The 16,104-nt window shown below is 60.5% G+C and carries 16 protein-coding genes; 7 read left to right on the top strand and 9 right to left on the bottom strand.

Translation table 11 applies throughout. From position 1 onward, the window contains the following. The 3 genes from FQ192_RS30545 to FQ192_RS30535 all read right to left on the bottom strand — a co-directional run bounded on the left by FQ192_RS30545 (position 1) and on the right by FQ192_RS30535 (position 3,087). Positions 1-900, bottom strand: coding sequence for an ABC transporter permease (locus FQ192_RS30545; protein ID WP_149661868.1), 900 nt, complete (start codon positions 898-900; stop codon positions 1-3). Then, positions 897-1,970, bottom strand: coding sequence for an ABC transporter ATP-binding protein (locus FQ192_RS30540; RefSeq protein ID WP_149661867.1), 1,074 nt, complete (start codon positions 1,968-1,970; stop codon positions 897-899). Before FQ192_RS30540 ends, FQ192_RS30545 begins: the two co-directional genes overlap by 4 nt. A gap of 85 nt (positions 1,971-2,055) precedes the next feature. Beyond that, positions 2,056-3,087, bottom strand: a complete 1,032-nt coding sequence (locus FQ192_RS30535) for an ABC transporter substrate-binding protein (protein ID WP_149661866.1) — start codon at positions 3,085-3,087, stop codon at positions 2,056-2,058. A 285-nt stretch (positions 3,088-3,372) separates the two neighbouring features. Between FQ192_RS30535 and FQ192_RS30530 the strand changes: the two genes are divergently transcribed. Next, positions 3,373-4,266 carry a LysR substrate-binding domain-containing protein gene (locus tag FQ192_RS30530; protein WP_149661865.1) on the top strand — a complete coding sequence of 298 codons (894 nt, stop codon included), beginning with the start codon at positions 3,373-3,375 and terminating at the stop codon, positions 4,264-4,266. A 30-nt stretch (positions 4,267-4,296) separates the two neighbouring features. Here the strand turns inward: FQ192_RS30530 and FQ192_RS30525 are convergent, their stop codons facing one another. Further along, entirely contained in the window at positions 4,297-4,542 is a 246-nt protein-coding gene (locus FQ192_RS30525; protein ID WP_178129288.1) for an Arc family DNA-binding protein, read from the bottom strand. A gap of 236 nt (positions 4,543-4,778) precedes the next feature. After that, entirely contained in the window at positions 4,779-5,642 is an 864-nt protein-coding gene (locus FQ192_RS30520) for a LysR substrate-binding domain-containing protein (protein ID WP_149661863.1), read from the bottom strand. A gap of 96 nt (positions 5,643-5,738) precedes the next feature. On the opposite strand from FQ192_RS30520, the gene FQ192_RS30515 reads away from it, so the two are divergent. Further along, a complete protein-coding gene (locus FQ192_RS30515; protein ID WP_149661862.1) occupies positions 5,739-6,638 on the top strand; it encodes a DMT family transporter in 900 nt (299 codons plus the stop codon). Positions 6,639-6,667: 29 nt separating this feature from the next. Here the strand turns inward: FQ192_RS30515 and FQ192_RS30510 are convergent, their stop codons facing one another. Both FQ192_RS30510 and FQ192_RS30505 read right to left on the bottom strand, forming a co-directional pair. Next, positions 6,668-6,889, bottom strand: a complete 222-nt coding sequence (locus FQ192_RS30510) for a hypothetical protein (RefSeq protein ID WP_149661861.1) — start codon at positions 6,887-6,889, stop codon at positions 6,668-6,670. A gap of 92 nt (positions 6,890-6,981) precedes the next feature. Beyond that, positions 6,982-7,695, bottom strand: coding sequence for a FadR/GntR family transcriptional regulator (locus tag FQ192_RS30505; protein WP_149661860.1), 714 nt, complete (start codon positions 7,693-7,695; stop codon positions 6,982-6,984). Between the two features lie 292 nt (positions 7,696-7,987). Between FQ192_RS30505 and FQ192_RS30500 the strand changes: the two genes are divergently transcribed. Both FQ192_RS30500 and gudD read left to right on the top strand, forming a co-directional pair. Then, the gene (locus tag FQ192_RS30500; protein ID WP_372242373.1) at positions 7,988-9,310 is read left to right on the top strand and encodes an MFS transporter; all 1,323 of its coding nucleotides are present in this window, start codon (positions 7,988-7,990) and stop codon (positions 9,308-9,310) included. Between the two features lie 25 nt (positions 9,311-9,335). Continuing rightward, on the top strand, positions 9,336-10,679 hold the full coding sequence (gene gudD / locus FQ192_RS30495; RefSeq protein WP_149661858.1) for a glucarate dehydratase: 1,344 nt from the start codon (positions 9,336-9,338) through the stop codon (positions 10,677-10,679). Positions 10,680-10,779: 100 nt separating this feature from the next. Here gudD and FQ192_RS30490 read toward each other — a convergent pair whose 3' ends face one another. Further along, positions 10,780-11,655 (bottom strand): LysR family transcriptional regulator, encoded by an 876-nt coding sequence (locus FQ192_RS30490; RefSeq protein WP_149661857.1) that lies wholly within the window; start codon positions 11,653-11,655, stop codon positions 10,780-10,782. A gap of 135 nt (positions 11,656-11,790) precedes the next feature. Between FQ192_RS30490 and ampC the strand changes: the two genes are divergently transcribed. After that, positions 11,791-12,960 carry a class C beta-lactamase gene (ampC, locus tag FQ192_RS30485; protein WP_149661856.1) on the top strand — a complete coding sequence of 390 codons (1,170 nt, stop codon included), beginning with the start codon at positions 11,791-11,793 and terminating at the stop codon, positions 12,958-12,960. Positions 12,961-13,015: 55 nt separating this feature from the next. Here the strand turns inward: ampC and FQ192_RS30480 are convergent, their stop codons facing one another. After that, positions 13,016-14,146, bottom strand: a complete 1,131-nt coding sequence (locus tag FQ192_RS30480) for an MFS transporter (RefSeq protein WP_149661855.1) — start codon at positions 14,144-14,146, stop codon at positions 13,016-13,018. 190 nt (positions 14,147-14,336) lie between these two features. Here FQ192_RS30480 and FQ192_RS30475 point away from each other — a divergent pair, with 190 nt between their 5' ends. Next, positions 14,337-15,131 (top strand): SDR family NAD(P)-dependent oxidoreductase, encoded by a 795-nt coding sequence (locus FQ192_RS30475; RefSeq protein ID WP_149661854.1) that lies wholly within the window; start codon positions 14,337-14,339, stop codon positions 15,129-15,131. Positions 15,132-15,477: 346 nt separating this feature from the next. Continuing rightward, entirely contained in the window at positions 15,478-16,101 is a 624-nt protein-coding gene (locus FQ192_RS30470; RefSeq protein ID WP_149661853.1) for a response regulator transcription factor, read from the top strand. Positions 16,102-16,104: the final 3 nt, after the last annotated feature.

The raw sequence follows: 16,104 nt of genomic DNA, 5'->3' as shown, positions 1-16,104 counted from the left end.
TCAGCGCCCCAGACGTCGTTGAATTCGGCGCTCAAGCAGCTTGCCGTACACGCCGATGACCAGCAGGTTGAGCAGCAGCAACAGCACGGCGATGGTCGCGCCCACCGGCCAGTTCAAGGTGTTGAGAAATTCGTCATAGGCCGCGGTGGCCGCGACTTTCAGGCGCCGACCACCGATCAGCGCCGGGGTGGCAAAGGCGCTGGCGCTGAGGGCGAAGGTCATCAGGCTGCCGGACAGCACGCCGGGTAACACCTGGGGCAGGACGATCCGACGCCAGACCGTCATCGGCCCGGCGCCCAGGCTCAGCGCGGCGTTACAGCTTTGCGGGTCGATGCCTTGCAGCGAAGTCCACACAGACAAAATCACCAGCGGCACCAGCGCGTGGATCAGGACGACAACCACGGCCCAGAACGAGAACAGCATCTGCGCGTTGCCATCGATAAGGCCCAGCCACACGAGGAGGGTTGAAACGATCCCGTTCTGACTCAACAGGATTGACCAGCCCAGGGTCCGGACCACCGCCGAGATCAGCAGCGGTGCCAGGGTCATGATCAAAAAGAACGCACGCCAGCGCGGCCGCATGCGAAAAATGATGTACGCCTCCGGCACGCCCAACACCACGGCGCCCACCGTTACCGCCAACGCCAGACCGAGGGTGCGCAGAAAAATGGTTTGGTAATAAGGGTCGAACAGCACCAGGACGTAGTTGTGCCACGAGCGCGTCGCTAGCACCTCACTGGTGGCCACATTGAACTCATGCAGGCTCAGTTCGCCCGTCATCAGCATCGGAATGGCCAGCAGCGCGATGAACAACAGGCTGGCCGGCAGCAAGAGCAGCAGTGCTTTGCTGCTGAACTGGAAGGTGCGTCGACGGGAGGTCAACACAGACGCCTGACTCATGGCGCCACCCCGGTCTTCAGAGCACTGCTGGACATCACGTGGCGCAGGGCCGAAGGCTCCCACGACAAACCCACCTGTGCGCCGGGCACCACCGCCACCTGACCGCGATTCGCCCGCATGACTTGCAGCACGCCGAGTTCGGTCATGACCGTGAGCAGCCAGCAATTGCCCTTGAACACACAACCCGCCACTTTTCCGTGGAGCACGGCGGCAGGCCCTTCAACCAGATCGATACGCTCAGGGCGCAACGAGAACGTTGCAGCACCACACGGCAATTGGGCATCCAGCACCAGGCTGCCGCTACCGCAGATGAAGTGGCGCTGACCGCCACGCTGCACGATTTCACCGTCCAGCAGATTGGCACGGCCAATGAAATCGGCGGCGAAGTGCGATCCCGGATCGTCGTACAAATGGTTGGGTTTATCGAAGCGCACGATGCGCCCCCGGTCCAGCAGTGCGACCCGGTCACTCATGGCCAGGGCTTCGTCCTGATCATGGGTAACCATGATCGTGGTGGTGCCGACCTGGCGCTGGATGCTGCGCAGTTCGGTTTGCATGTCGTGACGCAGTTTGGCGTCGAGGTTGGAGAGCGGCTCATCGAGCAACAGCAAGGGCGGCTTGATGATCAGGGCCCGGGCCAGTGCGACGCGCTGGCGCTGGCCGCCGGACAGGTCGCGCGGAAACTTGTCGCCATGGGCGCCCAGTTGCACCAACTCCAGGGATTGGCTCACCTGACGCCCGCGCTCGGCACGGGCCACGCCACGCATTTGCAAACCAAATTCAATATTTTCCCGAACGGTCATGTGCACGAACAACGCGTAGCTTTGAAACACCATGCCCAGGCCTCGTTGGGCGGGTGGCCGCCCCAATAACGACTGGCCTTGCAAACGGATATCGCCGTGGCTGGGATCGATGAAGCCCGCGATCATCTGCAAGGTCGTGGTCTTGCCGCAGCCTGACGGCCCCAGCAACGAAATGAATTCACCCTGCTCGATATTCAGGTTGACCCCGTGCAAAACCGTCACGTCGCCATACGACTTGCTCAGGCCTTCGATACTCAAATAGCTCATTTTTATTAGACTCACTGTTCGCTTGTGCGGGCGCGTGCAGGCCCAGGCAAGACGACTGTCGGCCGCCCTGCCTGTGACGCTGATGTCATTGCTCGATCTGGCGATTCCACTGCTGGATCCAGGCAGGACGCATGGCGTTGACGACGTCCCAGTCAACGCTGAGCATCGCCGCGACGGTCGCCGTGTCAGGCACCTTGGCCAGCACGGCCGGTGGCAGCACGGTGTGCTTATTGACCGGGGCCACGCCCTCTTCATCGGCGAACAGTGCCTGCACGTCCGGGGTCAAGGTGTACTGGACAAACTTCTGGGCCAAGGCATTAACCGCGTCGTGCTTGACCGGACACACGCTCAGGCCCAGGGCCATGGCGCCTTCCTTGGGGGCGACGAACTTCACCGGTACACCCTGATTACGCAGGGCCTGGGTGCGGCCTGCGCCCCAGGCGCCGATCCACAGGCTGTCGTTCTGGAACAGCTCGGAAATTTTCCCCGGTGACGGATCGAAGGACAGAACGTTAGGCGCCACGCTGGCTTTTATCGCGGCAAAACCTGGCTCGATGTTCTGCTCGCTGCCGCCATTGAGCCGCGCAAACATCACCAGGCTTTCAATCCCGTAGCCATTGGTGACGCTGGGAAACTGCACGTGCCCCTTATACAAAGGGTTGGCCAGGTCTTTCCAGGACGTCGGCGGCGCCCAGCCCTTGGCGGCAAAGACCCGCTCGTTGTAGACAATGCCCGTGCCGTCGAGACCGATCGTGACAGCCTTGTTGCTTTTGAAATGCGCCGCGTCGTACAGGTCTTTGTAGACCGGGGCATCGCTCAGCGTCTCGCAATAATCCAGCTGCGCCGCCTGGGACATGGGACCGTCATCGAGAAACGCCACGTCCAGCGTCTGCTTGCCTTTCTGGGCTTGCATACGCGCCATGGTGGTGGTCGTGTCGCCCGGTACCAGAATCACTTTGCTGCCGGTCGCTTTCTCGAAGGGCGGCACAATCTGGTCTTTGAGCAACTGCTCGAAAGAGCCACCGAAAACGGCGACATAAAGGGTGGGTTGCTCGGCGTGTGCGTGGCTGGCGAACAGCGAGGCCGCGATGAGGGCGGGGGCAAACCTTCTGATCATGTTGACTCCTGATATGAGGACCACTGTCGATGCCCGCACTTTCCGGGCAGATCCAGTGTCAGCAATTGAAATCAGGGGGTCCAATCACAATTTGCACAACATCCATGTCTAAATGTTATGGTTTCCACGGATACGCAAGCATCCACAAAATCTGCTGAAACGCTTATTCTGCGCAATGATCTGTGTCTTATCCGCGGTTGGTCGATGGATGTCATTCCAGTGAAATCACGCCAGTGGCCAAATATCAGGTAAACGAATGTCCAAATATAATGAGCACGCATTGTTATGAAAAACAGGCAGCTAGAGGCGTTTCGCGCCGTGATGATCAGGCACTCGATCACCAGCGCGGCAGAGATGATGAGCGTGACTCAACCGGCGGTGACGCGGTTGATTGCTGATCTGGAAGAGGATGTCGGATTCAAGCTGTTCGTACGCGAAAAGGCGCGCCTGTTTCCGACCGCTGATGCCGTGCTGCTGTACCGCGAAGTGGAGCGCTCGTTTGTAGGCGTCGAACGAATTGCCCATGCCGCGCGCCAGATACGCTCATTGAACAAAGGTGCACTGACCGTAGCTTGCGCCCCTGCCCTGGCCGCAGGATTGTTGCCCGCCTGGATCGCGGAGTTCATGGCACGGCACGAAGGGGTCACCGTGATATTTGCGGTTCACGGCACCAAAATCGTCAGTGAAATGGTGGCCAACGAACAATGTGACGTCGGCTTCGTGACGTATACCACCTGGCAACCCGGTGTGAAGCTCGAACGACTTTTCACCGCCCCCATGCGTTGCATTCTGCCGATCGGCCACCGCCTGGCAGACCGGGACCACATCACTGCGCAGGACCTGGCCGGCGAACCGTTCATTTCCTATCCCCAGGCGCTGGATACCCGACGAATGATTGATGAGCTGTTTGCCAAATATCAGGTGGAGCGCCGACTGAGCGTCGAATGCCAGCTATCGGCGGTCATCGCGTCTTTCGTCAGTTTCGGTGCCGGCGTGTCCATCATTGATCCTGCGGTCGCCGATACATTGGGCGACCAGGTCCTGGTACGCCCATTCCAGCCTGAGATTGACTTCGAATATGGCGTTGTCACTTCCGAGCGCATGGTGGCGTCACGTTTGACCAAGGCCTTTTTGGAGTTTGTCAGGGAGAAGGTTCTGGCCATGTCGCATCCGGGCTGAAGGGCATGCTGTGCGAGGCCGCTTCCGGGGTCAGTCCGAATCAGCAGTGGCTTCGATCTTCACCAGTGTCTGGTTAGCTCCGAGCACCTCACGAATCAAAGCCAGTCTGATTTCATCATCACCCGATGTGCCCCGCTCCAGAGCCGCGAAAGATTGCTCCATTCGAATGACGATTTCGGCGTTCAGGCTTCGCCTGTTCTCTTTCGCAATACGTTTTAACGTGAGGCGCAAACCCTCAGGTAATCGAAGAACAAACCTATCAAATGCTTTATCCACCACGAACCCCTGAAAACCCAAGAATTCGGTAGTTTGGTCGCCCGCAACGTCAATTTCATGTAGGGCTTTTCCTGCCTGAGCGCGAGAAATTTCCCACAAACAACTGTAGGAGTTGCCGAAGGCTGCGATCTATTGATCTTGAGCTATCTCACTGATGCTAAAGATCAAGATCAAAAGATCGCAGCCTTCGGCAGCTCCCCTACGGGGGGTTCCGTTTATTGTGGAATACCGCCTGTTCAGGCGAACTCTTCGCGCAACATCCCCACAAACGCCTCCCGCGCCGGGTGAACCCCGGCGTTTTCGTGCCAGTAGAATAAATTCTCCACGGCCGTCAGCTCCGGGAACTCATACCCCGCGCAGCCCGCGCCTTTGGCAAATTGATCGAACACCCCTTTGGGCACCAGCGCCACGCCGGCCCCGGCACTGACGCAACCGACAATCGCGCCGTAACTGGCCAGGCTGACAATCGGCAACGCCTGCCCCTGGCGCAGCAACCAATGCTCCAGCGCCGCGCGATAGGGACAGCCCTGGGGCCACATGAACACGGTTTTGTCCTGCAAATCGGTGATGTCGCGCACCGGCCCCAGGGACGTCGAGGCAATCAGCAGCAGCTCTTCGCGGTACATCGGCGTGCGCTTGAGTTGTGAGCGCTCGACATCCACCGCGACGATCGCGCCGTCGAGGCGGTGATTGGCGGTGTCGTCGAGCAGTTGACTCCAGGTGCCGGTGGTCAGCTCCAGGGCGACGCCGGGATAGCGTTTGTGGAACTTGGCCAACAAGCGCGGTAAGCGCCCGGTGGCCGAGGATTCGATGGCGCCGATGCGCAGCGGCCCGGACGGCTCGGCGCACGGGTCCAGTGCGCGCTTGGCTTCAGCGGTCAGCGCGAGGATCTTCGAGGCATAGGCCAGGAACGTTTGCCCCGACGGACTGATCCGCAGGCCCCGGCCCTCGCGCAGGAACAGCGCCACCCCCAACTCGGCTTCCAGCGCCTTGATCCGCGCCGTGATGTTCGACGGCACGCAGTGCAACAGCTGCGCCGCCCGGGCAATGCTGCCGACGTCGGCGACGGTCTTGAACATGCGAATCTGAGCCAATTCCATACATCACCCAAAGTGAAGAGTTGGCGCAGTATAAGTCAGTTGTGGCGAATGATCCGGGTTCTGATACTGAGTGCATCCGCCCACAGGTGCACGACCATGCCGCGACTCTCACCCGCTCTGAAAATCATCCTGGCCATGGCGTTTGTCGTCGCGTGCTGGGGTTATTCACCGACCGGCATCCACATTGGCTTGCAGGCTTACGACCCGGGTCATCTGGCGCTGATGCGGTTTCTGGTGGCGTCGGTGTTCATGGCGATCATCGCGCTATGGCGCGGCATCAGCCTCCCGAAACTCCGTGACCTGCCCTTCCTGATCGCCCTCGGTTTCTTTGCCGTGAGCCTGCACCATGTGTTGCTGAATTTCGGTCAGCAAAGCGTCAGCGCCGGGGCCTCCAGCGTGTTGGCGCAATCGACGCCGATATTCAGCACCTTGCTGGCGCGGTTTGTGTTCAAGGATCGAGTCAGCGCCTGGCGCTGGGGCTGCGTATTACTGGGGCTGATCGGCGTGGTCATCGTGGTGGCCGGCGATAAAGGGCTGGGCAGCATTGACGCCCACGGCTTGCTGATTTTGCTGGCAGCGGTGTCGTGGAGTGTTTACTTCGCCCTGCAAAAACATCACACCGGGCGCTATGACGGTTTGACCCTGACCTGCTGCTCGGTGTGGTCCGGGACCGTGCTGTTGCTGGTGTATTTGCCGGGGTTGGCGGAGCAGGTGGCGAAGGCGCCGCTGGATGTGCAAATCGCCGTGATGGGATTGGGCATTTTCCCGAGCGCCTTGGCGTACCTGGCTTGGGCCTTTGTGCTGGCCCATGTGGATTTGAGCCGTGCGGCGATGACGCTGTATCTGGTGCCGCCGACGGCGATGGCAATTGCGTCGGTGGCGTTGGGAGAACGGCCGGCGTTGATGGTGATTGTCGGGGCGGTCGTGGTGTTAATCAGCGTGCTGGCGTTGAATCTTGAGCGCCGGCCGGTGGTGGCTCGTGTGGCAGGGGTTTAAAGAAACCCGGCGCCATGGCCGGGTTCTGTTTACCGCAGGTCATCGGACAGCGGCGTCTCTTCATCCGCTGCCGGTACGTCTTCATCGGCGGCCGGGTCTTTCCAGTCTTCGGGACGATCCTCGTCACTCAAGGCCGGGTCCCGTGAAGGGTCCATCCCTGCCGGTGCATCCGAGTCCAGCGTGGGTTCGTCCGTGCCGGGCATGGGTCTGGTATTGGGTGTTGTGTCCTGGAACATCGAATCGTTAGCCATGATGCACCTCACTGATGTGGCCCGGTTGATCCGAGCCATATCAGTTGGAAGCGGAGGCAGGAACGGCGTGCTATCGACTAGACCAACGGTTGTCAGCCCTGGGCCAGAAAGCGGTCGCGGCTGTTGGTCAGGTGCAGCCACATGGCGGCGCGGGCCGCGTCCGGGTCCTGGCGCTTGATAGCGTTGAGGATCGCCTCGTGTTCCTGATTGGCCAATTGCCCGAGCTTGCTCAAATCCGTGGCGCCGCGTTCGGCGGCATTCACCCGGGTACGGGGAATCATCGCACTGCCCAGGTGCTGCATGATCTCGGTGAAGCAGACATTGCCGGTGGCTTCGGCGATCAGCAGGTGGAAGCGTTTGTCGGCTTCAACGCAGCTGTCGTTGTTGGCCAGCAGGCGCTGATAGTCATCCAGCGCCTCGCGCATCTGCGCCAGTTGAGGCTCGGTGCGACGGGTCGCGGCCAATGCGGCGGCCTGGGTTTCCAGCCCCATGCGCAACTCCAGAATGCTGCGCACGCCCAGCGCGGTGTCGACGTTCAGCCGCAGCCCCTGCTCCGCCGCGCGTTCGATGACAAAGGTGCCGATGCCGTGCCGGGTTTCCACCAGCCCCGAGGCCTGCAACTTGGAGATCGCCTCGCGCACCACGGTGCGACTGACACCATGCTCCTGAACAATCGTGTTCTCTGACGGCAGCTTGTCCCCCGGCAGCATCTGGCCGAGCAGGATGCTCTGGGTCAGCTTGGCCACCAGGTCATGGGCGAGGTTGTGGCTGCGCTTGCGGGCAGGTGCGTCGAGGTCTTCTTGCATGGCGATCATCCGAAAAGCAGGGCTATCGGGATCGTAGCACCGGGCACCGCAGAAAACAGCGCTTAACTTGTATGACAACACTCAACAAAATCGCTGTAACGGCCTGAAAAACCACCCAAACCAATCAAAGAAAGAATAACTAATAGCCCAACAAGCGCCATTTTGTTGGACAACAACCCTTGCACGACGAAAAAATGCAGTTGTATGATGTCTATCAACATCGCAACACCAGCCGCACCCCGCATAAAAATAATCAGTGGGAGAAACGCAAGTGAACAAAGCCCTGTCCCGGATGAACGACGGCACCGATTCGGTCCTCGCATCCGCTATCTCGAAAGTCAAACGTCACGTTCTGCCGTTGTTCGTGATCATGTTCATCGTCAATTACATCGACCGCGTGAACATCGGTTTCGTCCGCGCCCACATGGAACAGGACCTGGGCATCGGCGCTGCCGCCTACGGCCTCGGGGCCGGCCTGTTCTTCATCGGTTACGCGCTGTTTGAAGTCCCCTCCAACATGCTGCTGCAAAAAGTCGGCGCGCGTATCTGGCTGACTCGGATCATGTTCACCTGGGGCCTGGTGGCTGCCGGCATGGCCTTCATCCAGAACGAAACCCACTTCTACATCCTGCGCTTTCTGCTGGGCGTGGCCGAAGCCGGGTTCTTCCCGGGGGTGATCTACTACTTCACCCGCTGGTTGCCCGGGGTTGAGCGCGGCAAGGCGATTGCGATCTTCCTCAGCGGCTCGGCGGTTGCGTCGCTGATCTCGGGGCCGCTGTCCGGCATGCTCTTGCAGATCGAAGGTTTCGGTTTGCATGGCTGGCAATGGATGTACTTCATTGAAGGCATGTTCTCGGTGGGCCTGTGCGTATTCGTCTGGTTCTGGCTCGACTCCAAACCCCACGACGCCAAATGGCTGAGCCGCGACGAACAGGACGCATTGGTCAAAGCCATCGACGACGAACAACTGGCTCGCGAAGCCGCGACGCCGATCAAACCGTCGTTGGGCAAACTGCTCAAGGATCGCCAGATCATCCTGTTCTGCCTGATCTACTTCTTCATTCAACTGACCATTTACGCCGCGACCTTCTGGCTGCCGAGCATCATCAAGAAGATGGGCGACCTCAGCGACATTCAGGTCGGGCTGTTCAATTCGATCCCGTGGTTGCTGTCGATTGTCGGCATGTACGCCTTCGCCGCGTTGTCCGCCAAGTGGAAACATCAGCAAGCCTGGGTCGCTGCGGCGCTATTGATCGCCGCTGCCGGGATGTTCATGTCCACCACTGGCGGGCCGATCTTCGCCTTCGTCGCGATCTGCTTCGCGGCCCTGGGTTTCAAGTCGGCGTCGTCACTGTTCTGGCCGATTCCCCAGGCGTACCTCGATGCGCGGATCGCTGCCGGGGTGATCGCGTTGATCAACTCGGTGGGCAACCTCGGCGGTTTCGTCGCGCCAACCACGTTTGGTCTTCTGGAAGAACACACCGGTTCGATCCAGGGCGGACTCTATGGCCTGGCCGCGACTTCGATCATCGCCGCGATCATCGTTTTCGCCGCGCGCAATACGCCCAAACCAGCCCCCGCCGTCGTCGGCCAAGCCACTTCCAGCCACGCCTGAACATCCGTAGTCAAGGACAATAAAAATGAACCCTCAAGACACTGCAAAAGCACCGATCATCACCAGCATGCAGGTTATTCCGGTGGCCGGGCACGACGGCATGTTGCTCAACCTGAGTGGTGCCCACGGGCCGTTTTTCACTCGCAACATTGTGATCCTCACCGACAACGCCGGGCACACCGGTGTCGGTGAAGTACCCGGCGGCGAGCGTATTCGCCAGACTCTGGAAGACGCGCGTTCGCTGGTGGTCGGCAGCCCGATTGGCACCTACCAGAAGATCCTCAATCAAGTGCGCCAGACCTTTGCCGACCGCGATGCCGGTGGCCGTGGCCTGCAGACGTTCGACCTGCGCATCACCATTCACGCGGTCACTGGCCTGGAAGCCGCCCTCCTCGATTTACTCGGCCAGCATCTGGACGTGCCGGTCGCCGCGCTGCTCGGCGAAGGCCAGCAACGCGACGAAGTGAAGATGCTCGGTTATCTGTTTTATGTCGGTGACCGCAACCAGACCGACCTCGCCTATCGCAGCGAAGCGGACGCCGATAACGATTGGTTTCGCGTGCGTCACGAAAAAGCCATGACGGCCGACGCCGTGGTACGCCTGGCCGAGGCCGCCCATGCGCGTTACGGCTTCAAGGACTTCAAGCTCAAGGGCGGCGTGCTCAGTGGCGACGCAGAAATCGAAGCGGTGACGGCCCTGGCCGAACGCTTCCCGGATGCGCGGATTACTCTCGATCCGAATGGCGCCTGGTCACTGAAAGAAGCGATCCGCCTGTGCCGCGATCAGCATCAGGTGCTGGCCTACGCCGAAGACCCGTGTGGCGCGGAAAACGGTTACTCCGGACGTGAGGTCATGGCCGAATTCCGCCGCGCCACCGGCCTGAAAACCGCGACCAACATGATCGCCACCGACTGGCGGGAAATGGGTCACGCGATCCAGTTGCAGTCAGTGGACATTCCCCTGGCCGACCCGCACTTCTGGACCATGCAGGGTTCGGTGCGCGTGGCGCAGATGTGCCACGAATGGGGCCTGACCTGGGGTTCGCATTCCAACAACCATTTCGACATTTCGTTGGCCATGTTCACCCATGTTGCGGCGGCCGCGCCGGGTGAGATCACCGCCATCGACACCCACTGGATCTGGCAGGACGGCCAGCGTTTGACCAAGGCACCGCTGCAGATTGTCGGCGGCTGCGTGCAGGTGCCGAAGAAGCCGGGGCTCGGTGTGGAACTGGATCTGGATCAACTGGCCAAGGCCCATGAGTTGTACAAAGGCATGGGCCTGGGCGCGCGGGATGACAGCGTGGCGATGCAGTTTCTGATCCCGGGCTGGAAATTCGATAACAAGCGGCCGTGCCTGGTGCGCTGACACCCACCGGACTCTGTAGGCGCAAAGCTTGCTCGCGATAGCGGTCTGCCCGGCACATGGATGTTGGATGTGCCGCCGTCATCGCGAGCAAGCTTTGTTCCTACAGGTGTGTTGCTTGAATTAGCCACGTCTTGAACGCCGCCATGGCTGACGTTTCCGGTCGCGACTGCAACCGCGTCAACCAATAACTCCCCGTGGTGATGTGAATGGCGAACGGTTGCTCAATCGCACCCGCCGCCAGTTGCCGCGCAAACATCAGCGGCGGCGCCAATGCCACGCCCGCCCCTTGCAGCGCCGCTTCCATCATCGCCAGCGACGAGTCGAACATGATGCTCTGGGGCGGTGCGGCGTGGGCCGAGAGGCCCGATGCGTGGAACCAGTCCGGCCACTCGTCCGTTCGATAGGAGCGCAACAACGTTTGCTGCAACAGATCGGCCGGCTCGCGCAGTTGTCGGGCAATCTCGGGCACACACAGCACCGACAGCGGTGCCTCGATCAGCCGCACCGCTTCAATCCCATGCCATGCCCCCGCACCGAAACGGATCGCGTAATCCAGCCCTTCAGCCGCCACGTCCACCCGGTTGTTATTGGTCGACAGGCGCAAATCTATGAACGGATGTTTCGACTGGAAGTCCGCCAGGCGCGACATCAACCAACCTACTGCAAACGTCCCCACCGCGCCCACGGTCAATACTTCCCGGTGATGCCCGCCTTCCAGTCGTTCCAGGGTTTCGGCAATCCGGTCGAAGGATTCGCGCAGCACCGGCAACAGGGTTTCGCCCTCACTCGTCAGCATCAGGCCACGGGGCAGGCGTTTGAACAGGGTTACGTTAAGCTGAGCCTCAAGGCTCTTGACCTGATGACTCACCGCCGCCTGCGTGACGCACAACTCCACCGCCGCCCGGGTGAAGCTCAAATGCCGCGCCGAGGCTTCGAAGGCGCGCAATGCATTCAACGGTAATTGAGGCCGGATCATGCCTACTCCCAAATTTTTCTAATGGCTCGTGCGAAATATCATCGGTTGTCGATCAGCGGCAGACTGCCTAGATTTGCCTCGCCGCTGATCGGCAGTCTACCGGCCGGCCGCCTCAATTCGCAGGGAATAGAATCAATGACGAACCTAATCAACACCACCAAACTGACTGTGTTCGGGGCTTGCGTCGCCTTGCTCAGCGCTGGCCCGTGCCTGGCGCAGGGTCAGACCGATCAGCAGGTTCAAAGCGTTGTCGACGCCGCGATTAAACCGGTGATGCAAGCCCAGGGCGTTCCCGGCATGGCCGTGGCCGTCACCGTCAACGGCCAGCCACATTACTTTAACTACGGCGTCGCCGACAAAGAAAACGCCAAGGCTGTTACGGAAAACACCCTGTTCGAAATCGGCTCGGTGAGCAAAACCTTCACCGCCACCCTCGGCGGCTACGCCCAGGCGACCGGTAAATTGTCCCTGTCGGACAAGGCCAGCAAGGTCCTGCCGGAATTGGACGGCAGTGCGTTCGACAACGTCAGCGTGTTGCAACTGGGCACCTACACCGCCGGTGGTTTGCCATTGCAGTTTCCGGATGCCGCGGATCATGCGGACAAGATGCTCGGCTATTTCAAGCAGTGGAAACCGGTGTATGCGGCGGGTACTCATCGCCAGTATTCGAACCCCAGCATCGGGTTGTTCGGCTATTTAGCCGCTCTTCAGCTGGGCCTGCCGTTTGATGAGGCCATGGAAAAAATCTTGCTGCCCAAACTCGGGCTGTCCCACACCTTCTTGCAGGTGCCGCCGGATCAGATGAGCGTTTACGCCCAAGGCTACGACAAGAACGGCAAGCCTGCGCGCGTCGGGCCAGGGGCGCTGGATTCCGAGGCCTATGGCGTGAAAACCAGTGCGGTGGACATGATTCGCTTTGTTCAGGCGAACCTGAAACCGGCGTCACTGGAAAAACCGTTGCAGCAAGCCATCGCCACGACTCACGCCGGTTACTACACCGTCGGCGACATGACCCAGGGCCTGGGCTGGGAGCGCTACACCTACCCGATCACCCTCGACAAATTGCTGGCAGGCAACTCGACGCCCATGGCGATGGAGGCGCATAAAGTGCAATGGCTGAACCCGCCGCAACCCGAGCCGAACAGCGTGCTGCTCAACAAAACCGGTTCGACCGGTGGCTTCGGCACCTACGTGGCGTTTGTGCCGGCCAAAGACATCGGCATCGTGATCCTGGCCAACAAGAATTTCCCGATTCCGGAACGGATCAAAGCGGCGCACCAGATTTTGAGCGCGTTGACCGAGTAGTCCCGCTTGTCATTGGCATAAAAAACGGGCGACCCCTTCAGGTCGCCCATTTTCGTCAAGGTCTTGGCAGCACACCCTTTTTGCGCTCCAGACAAGCCAATGCACTGGCCGCCAGACATAACGCGGCTGCCGTATACACCCATTCCGACGGCGCCACCGGCAACACAAACCCGGCCAACAACGGCCCCACGCCCGCCCCGATATCCCGCCACACCGCATTCCCCGCCAGCGCCCGCACCCGCCCGCTGTCCGGATGACGTTGCGCGATGACGGTCACCACCAACGGCAGTTGCAACGCGCGCAACACCAGCACCAACGCCCCGCCGACCACCAGCCAGTGGAAGCCAAAGCCGATCAACGCCGTTGACGTCATCAACGAGAAGACGATCAGCATCCGCGTCGCACCCCAACGCTGGGCTGCGATGCCGCCCAAGGGGCTGAGCAACAATTCCGAGACATAACGCAACGCCAGCAACGTCCCGGCCACCACCACTGCGTTGCCTTCCAGCAGGTGTTGCGCCAGCAGCGAGAGGCCAATGATGAACAGCCCGTCGAGGGTCAGGCCTTCGATAAACGACCACATCGCGACACTGTCGGGACGCTTGAAACGACGGGTCGACGCCGACATCGGATGCGGCGCCGATGGCAACCCCAACGCCAGCCACATCGCAATCAACGAGGTGGCGAACATCAGGAAAAAAATCAACCGAGGCCCATATTCCACACTCAACAACGCCCCCAACGGCAGCGCCAGCATCGGCCCCGCCGCAATCACCGCCCGCGAACGCCCGGTACGACGCGCAGCGCCCAAGGGCTCGGCGGTCGCCATCACCTGCGTGGACAAATTCAGCGCCGCATAAGACAAGCCCCAGCCCAGGCGCAACAGCAACAACCACCAAAACCCCGACAAGGTCGCGTAACCCAACGCGCACAACGCGGCAGTCCCGGTGGCCAGCAACAACGCCGGCCGATCACCCTGGCGGGTGTAAAACTCCATGACATAGCGATAACCGAAAATACGCACCAAGCGATTGGCCGCCAGCAAAATGCCCGCTTCGGCCAGGCTGATGCCGAAGGCCTGAGGCTGCATCGGCAACAGCAGGTACAACAAGACATCACCAGGTAGACACAGGGCCAATACGGACGCGGCTCGGGTTGAGTGTTTGTCGGCGGTTTTTTCAGACATGGGGGCGAAAGGCCTTGGTAGAAATCAGCGGCCCCTCAGACTGGCGTTAAGCGTTGCTGCTGACAAACTTTTTTACAACAAAGCAGCCCCGCGGGGTGGGTGCACGGCTCACATTCGGGTTTTTTCTCTTGAACTAGGCTAAGAGGCTCGCAGTCCTCCCTCTGACCTCCCCTTCAAGAGCGCGATTCCCATGAACATCGATCTATCCAACAAAACCGCCCTCGTTACCGGTTCCACCCAGGGCATCGGTTTCGCCATCGCCAAAGGTCTGGCCCAGTCAGGCGCCGAGGTCGTGATCAATGGCCGCAAGCAGGATGCCGTGGACGCCGCTGTCACCCAGCTCAAGCACTTGCTTCCCTCCGCCAAGGTGCGAGGTGTTGCCGCCGATGTCGGTAGCGCCGAGGGTTGCAGGGTGATGGTCGCCGCCCTGCCCCGGGTGGATATCCTGGTGAATAACGTCGGGATCTACGGCCCGCAGGATTTCTTCGAAACCGAGGATGACGTCTGGGAAAAATTCTTTGAAGTGAATGTGATGTCCGGCGTGAGGCTGTCCCGTGCGTATCTGCAAGACATGGCGAAGAACGGCTGGGGTCGGGTGGTGTTCATTTCTTCGGAGTCGGCGTTGAACATCCCGGCGGACATGATTCATTACGGCTTTACCAAGACTTCCAACCTGTCGATTGCCCGGGGCCTGGCCAAGCGCATGGCGGGTACGGGGGTGACGGTGAATGCGGTTCTACCGGGGCCGACGTTGTCCGAAGGCCTTGAAGAGATGCTCAAGGATGCGCAGCAAAAGTCCGGTGAGCCGATGGAAAAAGTGGCGGCGGACTTTGTCATGGCCAACCGCCCGACGTCGATCATCCAGCGGGCGGCGAACATGGAGGAAGTGGCGAACATGGTGGTTTACGTGGCGTCGCCGCAAGCATCGGCCACCACCGGCGCGGCGTTGCGAGTGGACGGCGGCGTCGTGGACACCATTGCCTGACCATCCCTGTGAGGTGGAGGGCAGGGAGCTTGCTCCCGCTGGGCTGCGAAGCGGCCCCAAAAACCGGCGATCGAGGTCTTTCAGATAGACCGCATTCGCTGGTTTTACGACTGCTGCGCAGCCGAGCGGGAGCATGACTCCCTCACCACAGGGTTCATCCGTTCCAGTAGCCGACTTGCACAAATGCCCCAACGTTTCGCGCAATCGCTGTGCGCCCGCCCCTATCGCGACGCCACGCAAACCGCGTAGGATCGCCCCCTTTTTTACCGCCCTCACCATGCATCCGCTCCTCTGAGCCGTTTTTCAACTCCGGGACTATGCTGAATCTGGGTATGAGGGCTGACCGATGAAAGTGTTACTGGTCGATGATCACGCGGTAGTACGCATGGCGCTCGGGATGATTCTGACCCGTGAAGGCCATGAGATTGTCGCCGAGTGCGATAACGGCGTGGACGCACTGAGCAAAGCCTTCGAGCTCCAGCCGGACGCCATTGTCCTGGACCTCGATATTCCGCAGCTCGACGGCATGGCGGTGCTCGACCGGCTGCGCGTCGGCGGCAACAAGGCCCATGTGCTGGTGCACACCGGGTTGAAAAGCCAGGCCTACGCAGCGCAATGCATGCGGGCCGGGGCGTCGGCGTTTCTGTCTAAGGTCGATGACCCGGAGGAAATCGGCACCGCCCTCAAAGCCATCGCCAGCGGCAAGACCTGGTTTCCCATCGGCGCATTCACTTCGGTACGGCAAAGCGATTTCGCCCAGAACGATGCACAACTGCTCAGCGCGATAACCCGTCGCGAGCTCAAGGTGTTGCATGGCTTGGCCCTGGGCAAAAGCAACAAGCAGATTGCCGACGACATGCTGCTGAGCAACAAGACCGTCAGCACCTACAAAACCCGGCTGATGCAAAAACTCAACACCTCCACGCTGCTGGAGCTGATCGAGTTCGCCAAACGCAACCATCTGGTCTGAGCC

The sequence above is a fragment of the Pseudomonas sp. ANT_J12 genome (assembly GCF_008370045.1).
In the GTDB taxonomy this organism is placed as follows: Bacteria; Pseudomonadota; Gammaproteobacteria; order Pseudomonadales; family Pseudomonadaceae; genus Aquipseudomonas.
The sequence above is the reverse complement of the archived record's forward strand: the minus strand, read 5'-3'. Positions and strand labels throughout refer to the sequence as shown.